Annotated in this window: 13 protein-coding genes and 1 pseudogene; 6 read left to right on the top strand and 8 right to left on the bottom strand. The window is 72.1% G+C overall.

The genetic code is table 11. The features are described from left to right. Nucleotides 1-136: 136 nt before the first annotated feature. Nucleotides 137-1,111: a LysR family transcriptional regulator gene (locus ACR807_RS19830; protein WP_438922835.1), complete on the bottom strand. Its 975-nt coding sequence runs from the start codon at nt 1,109-1,111 to the stop codon at nt 137-139. A gap of 215 nt (nt 1,112-1,326) precedes the next feature. Here ACR807_RS19830 and ACR807_RS19825 point away from each other — a divergent pair. From ACR807_RS19825 to ACR807_RS19810, 4 genes and pseudogenes are all read left to right on the top strand, one after another. Continuing rightward, nucleotides 1,327-2,866, top strand: a pseudogene (locus ACR807_RS19825) (NCS1 family nucleobase:cation symporter-1); the annotation flags it as partial. A 16-nt stretch (nt 2,867-2,882) separates the two neighbouring features. Beyond that, nucleotides 2,883-3,665: a nitrilase-related carbon-nitrogen hydrolase gene (locus ACR807_RS19820; protein WP_438922874.1), complete on the top strand. Its 783-nt coding sequence runs from the start codon at nt 2,883-2,885 to the stop codon at nt 3,663-3,665. Then, nucleotides 3,662-5,047, top strand: a complete 1,386-nt coding sequence (gene hydA / locus ACR807_RS19815; RefSeq protein ID WP_438922873.1) for a dihydropyrimidinase — start codon at nt 3,662-3,664, stop codon at nt 5,045-5,047. The genes ACR807_RS19820 and hydA overlap by 4 nt, the downstream gene beginning before the upstream one ends. An 8-nt stretch (nt 5,048-5,055) precedes the next feature. Then, nucleotides 5,056-6,048 carry a TIGR03842 family LLM class F420-dependent oxidoreductase gene (locus ACR807_RS19810; protein ID WP_438922834.1) on the top strand — a complete coding sequence of 331 codons (993 nt, stop codon included), beginning with the start codon at nt 5,056-5,058 and terminating at the stop codon, nt 6,046-6,048. Nucleotides 6,049-6,082: 34 nt separating this feature from the next. Here ACR807_RS19810 and ACR807_RS19805 read toward each other — a convergent pair whose 3' ends face one another. The 3 genes from ACR807_RS19805 to ACR807_RS19795 all read right to left on the bottom strand — a co-directional run bounded on the left by ACR807_RS19805 (nt 6,083) and on the right by ACR807_RS19795 (nt 7,700). Beyond that, nucleotides 6,083-6,196: a DUF397 domain-containing protein gene (locus ACR807_RS19805; RefSeq protein ID WP_438922833.1), complete on the bottom strand. Its 114-nt coding sequence runs from the start codon at nt 6,194-6,196 to the stop codon at nt 6,083-6,085. A 40-nt stretch (nt 6,197-6,236) separates the two neighbouring features. Next, entirely contained in the window at nt 6,237-7,088 is an 852-nt protein-coding gene (locus tag ACR807_RS19800) for a DUF5753 domain-containing protein (protein ID WP_438922832.1), read from the bottom strand. Nucleotides 7,089-7,205: 117 nt separating this feature from the next. Then, nucleotides 7,206-7,700, bottom strand: a complete 495-nt coding sequence (locus ACR807_RS19795; RefSeq protein WP_438922831.1) for a GyrI-like domain-containing protein — start codon at nt 7,698-7,700, stop codon at nt 7,206-7,208. 60 nt (nt 7,701-7,760) lie between these two features. Here ACR807_RS19795 and ACR807_RS19790 point away from each other — a divergent pair, with 60 nt between their 5' ends. Then, on the top strand, nt 7,761-8,279 hold the full coding sequence (locus tag ACR807_RS19790; protein WP_438922830.1) for a DUF4240 domain-containing protein: 519 nt from the start codon (nt 7,761-7,763) through the stop codon (nt 8,277-8,279). A gap of 17 nt (nt 8,280-8,296) precedes the next feature. Then, nucleotides 8,297-8,671 carry a PH domain-containing protein gene (locus ACR807_RS19785; RefSeq protein ID WP_438922829.1) on the top strand — a complete coding sequence of 125 codons (375 nt, stop codon included), beginning with the start codon at nt 8,297-8,299 and terminating at the stop codon, nt 8,669-8,671. Between the two features lie 27 nt (nt 8,672-8,698). Here ACR807_RS19785 and ACR807_RS19780 read toward each other — a convergent pair whose 3' ends face one another. From ACR807_RS19780 to pgsA, 4 genes are read right to left on the bottom strand one after another with little or no spacing between them, the layout of a single operon-like run. Beyond that, nucleotides 8,699-9,679 carry an NUDIX hydrolase gene (locus tag ACR807_RS19780; protein WP_438922828.1) on the bottom strand — a complete coding sequence of 327 codons (981 nt, stop codon included), beginning with the start codon at nt 9,677-9,679 and terminating at the stop codon, nt 8,699-8,701. Continuing rightward, nucleotides 9,676-10,797 (bottom strand): glycosyltransferase family 4 protein, encoded by a 1,122-nt coding sequence (locus ACR807_RS19775; protein ID WP_438922827.1) that lies wholly within the window; start codon nt 10,795-10,797, stop codon nt 9,676-9,678. The genes ACR807_RS19780 and ACR807_RS19775 overlap by 4 nt, the downstream gene beginning before the upstream one ends. Then, nucleotides 10,794-11,720, bottom strand: coding sequence for a phosphatidylinositol mannoside acyltransferase (locus tag ACR807_RS19770; RefSeq protein ID WP_438922826.1), 927 nt, complete (start codon nt 11,718-11,720; stop codon nt 10,794-10,796). The genes ACR807_RS19775 and ACR807_RS19770 overlap by 4 nt, the downstream gene beginning before the upstream one ends. 13 nt (nt 11,721-11,733) lie before the next feature. Continuing rightward, nucleotides 11,734-12,360, bottom strand: a complete 627-nt coding sequence (gene pgsA / locus ACR807_RS19765; protein WP_438922825.1) for a phosphatidylinositol phosphate synthase — start codon at nt 12,358-12,360, stop codon at nt 11,734-11,736. Nucleotides 12,361-12,444 lie beyond the last annotated feature (84 nt).

Below are 12,444 nucleotides of genomic sequence, written 5' to 3'. Positions count from 1 at the left end.
CCCCGGACACCGAGCGATATCACGGTGCGTAGTCATCGGCGGGTGTCGGGGCGGTGGCGCGGGGCGGCCCGACCGCCGCGCGCCCGGACCGGGCGCCGTTCCCGGGGGGCGGGAACGACTGCGGCGCCCCGCAGCCTCAGGCTCCGACGCGGTGCGGCACCGCGCCGTACTCGGGGTGCGCGGGCAGCCAGGCGGTGTAGCGCGGGTTGCGCTCGGCGACCTCCCGGTACGCCTCGGCCGCGTACCCCAGCACGCGCGGCCCGGAACCGGCGGCCGGTCCCTCCGGGTCCCAGCCGATGAGGTGCCGCCACCGCAGCGGCACGCCCGCGAGCGGCACCGCGGCCAGGCCGGGCGTGCGGCGGAACGTCGGCTGGCACAGCGCCACCGCGTCGCCGGCGGAGGCCAGGTCGATGCAGCTGCCGGTGTCCACCTCGTACACGGTGCGCGGGGTGAACCCGGCCCGGCTGCACGCCGCCACGAAGCAGTCGCCGAAGCACCCGTCCCCCGGTGTCACGGCCCACTGCACGTCCTTGAGCGCACCCAGCTCGACCTCGTCGAGCAGGGTGAACGGGTGCTCCTCGGGCAGCAGCACGAACACCGGGTCGACCGCGACCACGCTCCAGGCCAGGCCGTGCCCCGACGGCGGCGGGGCGTCACCGCACACCCCGACCAGCACGTAGTCCAGCCGCCCCGCGGCGACCATCGAGGCCAGCTCGGCACCGGACCACGACACCTGGGTGGACACGTGCGCGCCGGGGTGCCCCTCGGTGAGCCGGTGCACGAGCCCGCCGAGCATCGGCCCGTTCACCGCGCCGACGCGGTGCCGCTCGCCGGGCGCGTCGTCGTCGACCAGGCGCAGCGCGTCCTCCTGCAACCGGGAGAACGCGGGCAGCAGCACGCGGGCGCGCTCCAGCACCAGGTCACCGAGGGCGGTGGGCCGGGCTCCCCGGTGGTCGCGCTCGAACAGCCGGCCGCCGAGCAGCGCCTCGATCCGGTGCAGCTGGGCGGTCAGGGCGGGCTGGGCGAGGCCCAGCGCCGCGGACGCCTTCGACAGGCTGCCCGCGTCCTCGATGGCGCAGACGACCCTCAGGTGCCGCAGTTCCAGCTTCACCCGACCGACGGTAGGTGACCGTTCGCGGTCAGTCGAGGGTGGAGGTCCGGCCCGGGGAGCCCGGTGGCAATGGACAGAGTGTGCCCTGATCATGGCAAGCGTGGACACAACGACACTGCCCAACGCGCGTGGGCCGACCGGAGGATTCCGGGATGGAAACCGCGCCGAACCGCCCGCGTCGAGGGTGTTCCACGAGCGTAACAGGGATGTGACCGATGGCCCTTGACCACGCGACCCAGGTCACGACCGACGCCGACGGCCGCGTCGAGCTGCGCGACCACCGGGCGATCGCGGACAGCCCCCACTACAACCCGGAACTGGCCCCGGTGCCGCTGGAGCGCCGCACCTGGAGCACCTACAACTTCTTCGCGCTGTGGATGGGCATGGCGCACAACATCCCCAGCTACACGCTCGCCGCGTCGCTCGTGGCGCTCGGGATGGACTGGGTGCAGGCGTTCCTGACCATCACCCTCGGCAACCTGGTCGTGCTGGTCCCGATGCTGCTCAACAGCCACGCGGGCACCAAGTACGGCATCCCCTTCCCGGTGTTCGCCCGCGCGTTCTACGGCGTGCGCGGCGCGAACCTGGTGGCGCTGCTGCGGGCGTTCATCGCGTGCGCGTGGTTCGGCATCCAGACGTGGGTCGGCGGCAAGGCGCTGCACGTGATCGTCGGCCGCCTGGCGGGCGAGGGCTGGGTGGACGCGCCGGTCGTGCTCGGCCAGGTGTGGACGCTGTGGCTGTGCTTCCTGGGTTTCTGGGTGGTGCAGATGCTGATCATCTGGCGCGGCATGGAGGCGATCCGCAAGTTCGAGAACTGGACCGCGCCGCTGGTCAGCGTCGGGTTCCTGGTGCTGCTCGGGTACGTGGCGGTCAAGGCGGGCGGGTTCGGCCCGATCCTGTCCGAGCCGTCGAAGCTCGGCTGGGGCGCGGACTTCTGGAAGGTGTTCTTCCCGGCGCTCATGGGCATGATCGCGTTCTGGTCGACGCTGTCGCTGAACATGCCGGACTTCACCCGGTTCGGCGGCAGCCAGCGCAAGCAGGCGGTCGGCCAGGTCCTCGGCCTGCCGACGACCATGTCGTTCATCGCGATCGTGGCCATCCTGACCACGTCCGGGGCGGTGGCGCTCTACGGCGAGGCGATCTGGGACCCGGCGGAGCTGGCGAGCCGGTTCGACTCGACGGCGGTGGTGCTGGTCGCCCTGGTGGCGCTGGTGCTGGCGACGATCTCGGCGAACCTCGCGGCGAACGTGGTGAGCCCGTCCTACGACTTCTCCAACGCGTTCCCGAAGAGGATCAGCTTCGCGGTCGGCGGCCTGATCACCGGCGTGATCGGCATCGTGATCCAGCCGTGGCGGCTCATCGCGGACCCGTCCATCTACATCTTCGCCTGGCTCGGGTTCTACGGCGGCCTGCTGGCGTCGGTCGCGGGCGTGTTCGTCGCCGGCTACTGGGTCCTGGCGAAGACCCGGCTGGAGCTGCCCGACCTGTACCTGTCGGGGCGCGGCGCCTACTGGTTCACGGCGGGCTGGAACTGGCGCGCCGTGGTGGCCACGCTGGTCGGCTCGGTGCTGGCGGTGGGCGGCGCGTACGGCGGCCCGTTCCCGGCCGACGGGCTGATCCCGCTGCTGAAACCGCTCTACGACTACAACTGGGTCGTCGGCCTGGCCGGCGGTCTGCTCGTCTACCTGGCGCTGGCGCCACGGAGGGAGAACGCGTGAGCATCGTCCGAGCAGGTCTGGTCCAGCAGAGGTGGACCGGCGACAAGGATTCGATGATCGCGAACGCGGTCGAGGCGGTCCGGTCGGCGGCGTCGCGGGGGGCGCAGGTCGTGTGCCTCCAGGAGCTGTTCTACGGCCCGTACTTCTGCCAGGTGCAGGACGCGGACTACTACTCGTACACCGAGGGCATCCCGGACGGGCCGACCACCGAGCTGATGTGCCAGGTGGCCGAGCAGAACGGCGTGGTGCTCGTCGTGCCGATGTACGAGGAGGAGCAGCCGGGCGTCTACTACAACACCGCCGCGGTGATCGACGCCGACGGCACGTACCTGGGCAAGCACCGCAAGAACCACATCCCGCAGGTCAAGGGGTTCTGGGAGAAGTTCTACTTCAAGCCCGGCAACCTCGGTTACCCGGTGTTCGACACCGCCGTGGGCAGGGTCGGCGTCTACATCTGCTACGAGCGGCACTTCCCCGAGGGCTGGCGGATGCTCGGCCTGAACGGCGCGCAGATCGTGTTCAACCCGTCCGCGACCAGCCGGGGCCTGTCCGAGTACCTGTGGCGGCTGGAGCAGACGTCGGCGGCCGTGGCCAACGAGTACTTCGTCGGCACCATCAACCGGGTGGGCGTGGAACCGCTGGGCGACAACGAGTTCTACGGCCAGTCCTACTTCGCCGACCCGCGCGGGCAGCTGATCGGCGAGGCGGCGTCGGACACCGAGGAGGAGGTCGTCGTCCGCGACCTGGACATGGACCTGCTCGCCGAGGTGCGCGACCTGTGGGCGTTCTACCGCGACCGGCGCCCCGACACCTACGGCGGGCTGGTGCAGCCGTGAGCACCCTCCTCAAGGGCGGGACGGTCGTCAACGCGACCGGGGCCGTGCGCGCCGACGTGCTGGTCCAGGGCGAGACCATCGCGGCGCTGCTGTCGCCGACCTTCGCCGTGGACGCGGACGAGGTGATCGACGCGACCGGCCGGTACGTCATCCCCGGCGGCATCGACGCGCACACGCACATGGAGATGCCGTTCGGCGGCACGTCGTCCAACGACACCTTCTCGACCGGCACGGTCGCGGCGGCGTGGGGCGGCACCACCACGATCATCGACTTCGCCGTGCAGGCCAAGGGCACCTCGCTGCTGTCCACACTGGACAAGTGGCACCGGAAGGCGGACGGGAACTGCGCCGTCGACTACGGGTTCCACATGATCGTCTCCGACGTCGACGACACGTCGTTGAAGGAGATGGAGTCCTGCATCGACGCGGGCGTGAACACGTTCAAGATGTTCATGGCCTACCCCGGCGTCTTCTACGCCACCGACGGCGAGATCCTGCGCGCCATGCAGAAGGCCCGCGAGACGGGCGCCACGATCATGATGCACGCCGAGAACGGCATCGCGATCGACCAGCTCGTCGCGCAAGCGCTCGCGCAGGGCCGCAGCGACCCCGTGGAGCACGGCCTGACCCGGCCCGCCGAGCTGGAGGGCGAGGCCACCTCGCGCGCCATCACCCTGGCCAAGGTCACCGGGTCGCCGCTCTACATCGTGCACCTGTCCGCCGCGCAGGCGCTGGACGCGGTGACGAAGGCGCGCGACACCGGGCAGAACGTGTTCGCCGAGACGTGCCCGCAGTACCTGTACCTGTCGCTGGAGGACCTGGCCAAACCGGGCTTCGAGGGCGCGAAGTACGTCGCCTCTCCCCCGCTGCGGCCCAAGGAGCACCAGTCGGAGCTGTGGCGCGGCCTGCGCACCAACGACCTGTCGGTGGTGTCGACCGACCACTGCCCGTTCTGCTTCAAGGACCAGAAGGAGCTGGGGCGCGGCGACTTCTCCAAGATCCCCAACGGGATACCGGGCGTGGAGCACCGGATCGACCTGCTGCACCAGGGCGTGGTGGCCGGCGAGATCAGCCTGGAGCGGTGGGTGGAGATCTGCTCCACCACGCCCGCCAGGATGTTCGGCCTGCACCCGCGCAAGGGCGTCGTGGCACCCGGCGCGGACGCCGACCTGGTGGTGTACGACCCGACCGCGCGGCAGGTCATCTCGGCGGGGACGCACCACATGAACGTGGACTACTCGGCGTACGAGGGCATGGAGATCACCGGGAAGGTCGAGACCGTGCTGTCGCGCGGCCGGGTCGTCGTGGACGGCTCCGGGTTCCGCGGCTCGACCTCGCACGGCCGGTTCCTGTCCCGCGAGCTGAACCAGTACCTGGTCTAGGAGGCGCTGTGGACTTCGGTGTGGTGCTCCAGACCGACCCGCCCGCGCGGGACGTCGTGTCGGGCCTGCGGGCGGCGGAGGACAACGGGTTCAAGTACGGCTGGACGTTCGACTCGTGCGTGCTGTGGCAGGAGCCGTTCGTCATCTACTCGCAGGTGCTGGCGGCGACGTCCTCGCTGGTCGTCGGGCCGATGGTGACGAACCCGAGCACGCGCGACTGGTCGGTGACCGCGTCGCTGTTCGCCACGCTGAACGACATGTTCGGCAACCGCACGGTGTGCGGCATCGGGCGCGGCGACTCGGCGCGGCGGGTGATCGGGCAGCCGCCGGCGTCGCTGGCCACGCTCGGGCGGGCCATGACGGTGATCAAGGAGCTGGCCGAGGGCCGCGAGGTCGAGCACCACGGCACGCCGGTGCGCATCCCGTGGGTGCGCGACGGCAGGCTGGAGGTGTGGATGGCCGCGTACGGGCCGAAGGCGCTGAGGATGGTCGGCGAGCAGGCGGACGGGTTCATCCTCCAGACGGCGGACCCGGACATCGCCCGCTGGACCATCGGGTCGGTGCGCGAGGCGGCGGTGGCGGCGGGGCGCGACCCGTCGTCGATCACGATGTGCGTGGCCGCGCCCGCGTACGTCGGCGAGGACCTGCCGCACCAGCGCGACCAGCTGCGCTGGTTCGGCGGCATGGTCGGCAACCACGTGGCCGACCTGGTGGCGCGCTACGGCGACTCGGGCGCGGTGCCGGCGGCGCTGACCGACTACATCAAGGGCCGCGAGGGCTACGACTACGCCCACCACGGCCGCGCGGGCAACCGGTCGACCGACTTCGTGCCGGACGGCATCGTGGACCGGTTCTGCCTGGTCGGCCCGGCGTCGGCGCACGTGGAGCGGTTGCAGGAGCTGCGCGACATCGGCGTGGACAACTTCGCGCTGTACCTGATGCACGACGAGAAGGACAAGACGCTGGCCGCGTACGGGGAGCAGGTGATCGGCGCGGTGTGAGCCGCGGCGCTGGTCCTCGGGCGACCCCCGGGGATCAGCGCCCCTTCAGCCCGCCGAGGAAGGCGTGCCACGCGGTCGGGGTGAAGGCCAGGCGCGGAGCGGCGTTCTTGGAGTCCCGCACGCCGACGGCCCGCGGTGCGAACGCCACTTCAACGCACTCCGTGTTGCTCCCACCGCTGCGGCTGCTCTTACGCCACTTCCCCTCCGGCCCCATGCCGTTCCTCCCGCAGTCGGTCGTAGCGGTCCGCCCACGCGGCGAACACCGACCACGATTGTCCCTCACTGAGCGCCACCCGGTCGAGGTCGTCGCACGCCTGCCGGAACCGCTCGGTGGTCTCGGCCTCGTCCGAGAGCAGCGACACCGGACCGGCCTCGACGTACGAGACGGGCGCGTGCTCGGCGAAGGTCATGAAGGTGAAGGCCGAGGTCAGCGACGCGGGCAGTTGATCCGCGAAGGGCACCACCCGCACCCCGCCGCGGAACAGCAGTCGCAGCACCTGCTCGTACATCACCTGCGGACCGCCCACCACGTGGTGCAGCGCCGGTTCGAGGACGAAGAAACGCCCCTCGGGCGGCCGGAGCCGGTCGAAGATCCCCTGCCGGGCCATGCGCTCGGCCACGCGGTGCTCGGCGTCGGCGGTCATCAGCGCTCGGGCGTACCCCTCCGTCTGGAGCAACCCGGGAACGAGGGCGATCTGGTACGACCAGATGACGTCGGCGGTCTGCTCGTGCAGGAGGAGTGCACGCAGGTTGTCCGGCATCGCGATCTCGTGCGACCGGACGACGTGGCCGGTGTTCTGCGCCTGGGCCAGGGACATGATGTGGTCGTAGGTGGGTTGGTCGGCGTGGAGCCGGCCGACGTAGCGGGCGATGTCCGGCAGGCTCGTGCCACGCGTCCCGTGCTCCAGCTTCGATATCTTCGCGACCGACCAGCCCAGCTCCTCGACGAGGACCCCGACCTTGACGGCGGACCGGCGACGGGCTCGGCGGAGGGCGTCCCCCAGTTCACGGCTGAGCGCGTTGGACACGCGTGACTCCATGTCGCCACGCTAGGGCCGTCCGGTCGGGCGTTCCAAGCGGAAGCCGGTCATGTCAGCCCAAGGGGTCACCGGTGTACCGGCGGGCAACCCCTGACCCGATCGGGTGCTCGGCGGAGGTCACCCGTCCCGGAGGCGGACGTCCAGGCGGACCCGCCACTTCGTCTTCATCCGCTCGGCGCGCGGGTCGGTCAGGTACACCTCGCACCGGCAGGCGAACGCGTCCCCGTCCGGGGTGTCCGCGCGGTCCGGGACGAGGCCGGTGCCCTCGATCCACTCGACCATGGCGCGGTTGGCCCGGAGCGCGTGGTTCACGTACGTCAGGGTCGCGTACCGCCCGGCCGGCAGCACGCCCGGCGTCACGCGCCCGTCCCCGTCGAGCGCGGCGGGGGTGGTGACGCCGACCTCCACGTCCATCACGCCCCCCATGTCCACGACGTGCAGGCGGAAGAACGCGGTGCCGTGCCCGACACCGCGTTCGGCCAGCCACCCGTGCAGCTCGGCCAGGAGCGCGTCGCGCACGGCGAGCATCCCCCGGAACGGCGTCCGGACGCGGATGCCGAGCGTGTGCTCGGCCTCCCTCTCCACGACCACGGGCCCCTCGACGACCGCCACGATCCCTCCCGATCCCCGCGCGCACGGGAATTGTCGGACCCCGGCGCTACCGTCCCTCCCATGATCCTCCCCACCGCCGCCGACGAGGCCCGTTTCTGGACGATGCTGGAGAACGCGTGGTCCGGGCTCGGTCCCGAGCTGAACGAGCTGCGCCGCGCCATGTCGGACCCCGACGTGACCTTCGACGGCTACGACGAGATCGCCGCGCTGGAGGAGGGCTTCGACCACGTCCTCGCCGCCCTGCGCGCCGCCGCCGCCGACCTGTCCTCCGAGGAGCTGACCGCCCTGGACCGCGTGGTCGAGCGCAAGCTGCACGACATCGACCGCCAGGACGTGCACGAGGCCACCGACGGCTCCGACGACGGCTTCCTCTACGCCCGCGGCTTCGTCCTCGCCCTCGGCCGGGAGTTCTACGAGGCCGTGTCGCGCGATCCCTCCGTCGCCGTGGAGGACGCGTCGGCCGAGTCGTTCTGCTACCTGTTCGCCCGGGTGCACGAGGAGAAGTTCGGGGGTTACCCGGAGACGGGGTCGGGGATCTCCCGGGAATCGTTCTCCAACCCGGCGGGGTGGCGCGACTAGCGGGTACCGTCGAACGCGTGATCGACTTCGAGAAGCAGTCCGTCTTCAAGCTGGCCCCGTGCCGGCCGGAGGACATCGCGTCGCAGGTGTCGCCCATCCTGATCCAGGGCGAGCAGATCGTGTCGTGCTTCAAGACGGTGCGCGACTTCGTCGTGTTCACGAACAAGCGGATCATCGCGGTGAACGTCCAGGGCATGACGGGCCGCAAGAAGGACTTCACGACCCTGCCCTACAGCCGCATCCAGGTGTTCTCCATCGAGACCGCCGGGACGTTCGACATGGACTCCGAGCTGGACCTGTGGTTCTCCGGCCTGGGGAAGGTGCGGCTGGAGTTCAAGGGGCACGCCGACGTGAAGCTGCTGGGGCAGATCATCGCGACGTTCGTGCTCTGAGCGCCGGCCGCGCCGAACGGGCGCGGCTCACCGCACCGGGCGCGTCGTGCCGTCCCACCGGTCGAGCGCGGCGGGCAGGAACTCGGCGAGCTGCACCGGGTACACGGTGGCGTCCGCCGCGACCAGGTCGTCGACGGACCACCAGCGGTGGCGGCGGATGGTGCGCCGTTCGACGTCGTTGAAGCGGGACGTGTCGACCTCGACGCCGGTGGGCACGCGGGCCACGAAGAACCACTCGACGGCGGCGTAGCCCAGGCCGTCGAACGTGAACACGGCGTGCCGCTTCCACACCGGGCCGACCAGGTCGCCCGGGGCGACCTCCAGGCCGGTCTCCTCGAACAGCTCCCGCGCCGCCGCGTCCCGCAGCTCCTCGCCGGGCTCGACGCCACCGCCGACGGTGAACCAGAACAGCTCGTCCGGCCGCACCGGGTCGAAGCCCTCGAACATCAGCACCCGGTCGGCCGGGTCGAGCAGCACGACGCGCGCCGACACCCGCTGGGTCAGCGAGGACGACTCGTCCTCGACCTCCGGTTCGGCGATCTCGAAGTACGACGGCGTCGGCGCGGTGCCCGCGAGCCGCAGCCAGCGCACCGACCGGCGGCGGCGCAGCGCGAGGGTGTCGCGCACGGCGTCGTTGTGCACCCGCCGCGCCAGCACGACGCGCTGCTCGGCGTCCGACAGCTCGGCGGCCAGGGCGGGCTCCAACCGGCTGCGGTCGAGTTCCTCCAGCAGCGCGGACAGCGCGTTCTCGGCGGCCTCGCGGTCCGCGCGCGGCGACCGCTCGGCCTCGTCGGCGGCCACCCGCATCCCGGGCTGCCCGCACACCGCCGCCACCGCCCGGGTCACCACGGCGCGGCGCGCGAGGGCCGCGTCGAGGGCCGCCCACGCGGAGTCGGTGCGCACGTGCAGCCGGTCGAGCCGGTTGGCCGTGCCCAGCACCCACGGCCCGACCAGCACCGCCACGCCCAGCAGCACCAGGAACGCGGTCGCGACACCGGAACTGGTCACGCCTCCCCCACCCGCCGCGGGTCGGCCGCCGTCGCGCTCTCGTAGACGCGCAGCACCTGGTTGGCCACCACGGACCAGTCGAACGCCATCACCCGCTGCCGCGCCGCGTCCGCGTAGCCGGCGCGCCGCTCGGGGTCGGTCAGCAGGTCGCGCAGCGCGGCGGCCAGCGCGGCCGGGTCCCCCACCGGGGTCAGCACCCCGGCCTTGCCGTCGTCCAGCACCCGCCGGAACGCGTCGAGGTCGCTCGCGGCGACCACCGCGCCCGCCGACATCGCCTCGGTGAGGATGATCCCGAAGCTCTCGCCCCCGGTGTTGGGCGCGCAGTAGACGTCCACGCTGCGCAGGGCGCGCGCCTTCGTCTCGTCGTCGACCATGCCCAGGAACACCATCCGCGACGCCAGCTCGGGACCGGCCAGCTTGCGCAGCTCGTCCTCGTCGCCCTTGCCCACCACCAGCAGCCGCACGTCGGGCAGGTCGAGCGCGCGGAACGCGTCGAGCAGCACCGGCATGCCCTTGCGCGGCTCGGCGAACCGGCCGACGAACCCGACCGTGCCGCCGGGGCGCGGGTAGCCGTCCAGCGGGGTCGCGTCGGCGAAGAACCCGACGTCGACGCCGTTGGGGATCTCCACCGCGTCGCCGCCCAGGTGCTCCACCTGCACGCGCCTGGCCAGCGCGGACACCGCGATCCGGGCGGTGATCTTCTCCAGGAACGGCTGGAGCACGGACTGGAACGCGGACAGCATCTTCGACCGGGGCGTGGAGGTGTGGAAGGTGGCCACGATCGGCCCGTCCGCGACCATCAGCGCCAGCATCGACAGCGACGGCGCGGTGGGCTCGTGCAGGTGCAGCACGTCGAACTCGTGCTCGGCGATCCACCGCCGGACCCGCGAGAACGACACCGGCCCGAACGACAGCCGCGCCACCGACCCGTTGTACGGGATGCCGACGGAGCGCCCGGCGGGCGTCACGAACTCCGGCACCGGCGTGTCGTCGTCGGCGGGGGCGAGCACCTCGACCTCGTGGCCGAGCCCGCGCAGGGCCCGCGCCAGGTCGACCACGTGCGCCTGCACGCCGCCGGGGACCTCGAACGAGTACGGGCAGACGATGCCGACCCTCACTCCGCGCCCTCCCTGCGCGCCAGCACCCTGGCCAGCGCCCGCTGCCTGCTCTCCGGCAGGTCGGCGAGCCACAGCGGCTGCATCATGTGCCAGTCGGCGGGGTGCGCGGCGATGTCGGCGGCGAACACGTCGGCCAGCGACTGGGTGGCGGCGGCCACACCGGCCGTGTTGGGGACGCGGATCGACGGGTGGATGCGGAACGTCCAGCCCTTCTCGGTGAACCAGACGCCGACGGGCAGCAGCGCGGCGCCCGTGGTGGCGGCGAGGTGCGCGGGGCCGGCGGGCATCATCGTGCGCTCGCCGAAGAACGTCACCGGCACGCCGCCCGCGGTCAGGTCGCGGTCGGCCATCAGGCACACCACCCGGTTGTCGCGCAGCCGCTCGGCCAGCACGACCGCCGGGTTGCGCTCGCCGCCGGTCAGCGGCACCACCTCGAAGCCCAGCGTCTCGCGGAACTCGATGAACCGCCGGTAGAGCGACTCGGGTCTGAGGCGCTCGGCGACCGTGGTGAACGTGCCGGAGTGGCCGACGAGCCACACCCCCGCCATGTCCCAGTTGCCGCTGTGCGGGAGCGCGGCCACCGCGCCCCGGCCCTCGGCGAGCGCCGCGTCCAGGTTCTCCACGCCGGTGATCGACGCGTCCAGCTCGGCGAACACGGCGTCGAGGTCCATCGACGGCAGCCGGAACGCCTCGCGCCAGTACCGCAGGTAGGAGCGCATCGAGGCGTGCACCAGCTCGTCCAGCTCGGCCTCGCCGGCCCGCGGCACGACCCGTCGCAGGTTGGCGCGGAGCTGCTGCGGCCCGCCCTTGCGGACCGTCCAGTCGGCGATGCGGTCGAACAGCGCCACCGCCGCGCCTTCCGGCAACAACCGCACCAGCCGCCACCCGGCCGCGTAGCCGAGGTCGGCCAGTCGTTCCTTCACGTCCCGAGGTCCTTCACGTGCCGAGCTCCTCCACGTCCTGGATCTCCTTCGCGGCCCGGCTCACGGCCAGCACCCGCTGCACGACGGTGATGGTGACCATCGCCGCCAGCAGGTACAGCGCGACCGGGAGGATGTAGGGCACGCCGAGGCCGTGCAGCCCGATGCCCACGAGGGCGACGATGAACCGCTCGGCGCGTTCGGCGAGGCCGCCGTCCGCCGACAGGCCCGACGCCTCGGCGCGCGCCTTCACGTAGGAGGTGACCTGCGCGCCGACCAGCGACACGAGGGTCGCCGCGGCCAGGCCCCTCTCCCCCGCGTCGAACGCCCACCAGGCGACGGCCGCGAACAGCGCGCCGTCGGCGATGCGGTCGCAGCTGGCGTCCAGCACGGCGCCGAACCGCGTGCCGCCGCCCCGGGCCCGCGCCATCGCCCCGTCGATGAGGTCGAACAGCACGAACGCGGCGACGAGCGCCGCGCCCGCGAACAGCTGGCCGCGCGGGATGAACCACAGGGACGCGGCGACGGAGCCGACGGTGCCCAGCACGGTGACGGCGTTGGGGGTGAGGCCGCGGCGCAGCAGCCACGCCCCGATCGGATCGGTGACGCGCGAAACCGACGCGCGGGCGAAGATGTTCAGCATGGGGCGACGAGGCACCTACCGGCGGGGACGACGTGGTCCCGGGCAGCCTAACGGCCCAGCTCAGCCGAGCTTGCGGTGGTCCCT

Origin of the sequence: Saccharothrix sabaoui (assembly GCF_051756985.1) — a bacterium.
In the GTDB taxonomy this organism is placed as follows: domain Bacteria; phylum Actinomycetota; class Actinomycetes; order Mycobacteriales; family Pseudonocardiaceae; genus Actinosynnema.
The sequence above is the reverse complement of the archived record's forward strand: the minus strand, read 5'-3'. Positions and strand labels throughout refer to the sequence as shown.

Excerpts from the sequence above, each read along its gene's own strand:
- pgsA (WP_438922825.1), bottom strand. The coding sequence starts at position 12,360 with ATGCTGAACATCTTCGCCCGCGCGTCGGTTTCGCGCGTCACCGATCCG.
- ACR807_RS19790 (WP_438922830.1), top strand. The coding sequence starts at position 7,761 with ATGATCCTCCCCACCGCCGCCGACGAGGCCCGTTTCTGGACGATGCTG.
- ACR807_RS19820 (WP_438922874.1), top strand. The coding sequence starts at position 2,883 with ATGATCGCGAACGCGGTCGAGGCGGTCCGGTCGGCGGCGTCGCGGGGG.
- ACR807_RS19800 (WP_438922832.1), bottom strand. The coding sequence starts at position 7,088 with ATGGAGTCACGCGTGTCCAACGCGCTCAGCCGTGAACTGGGGGACGCC.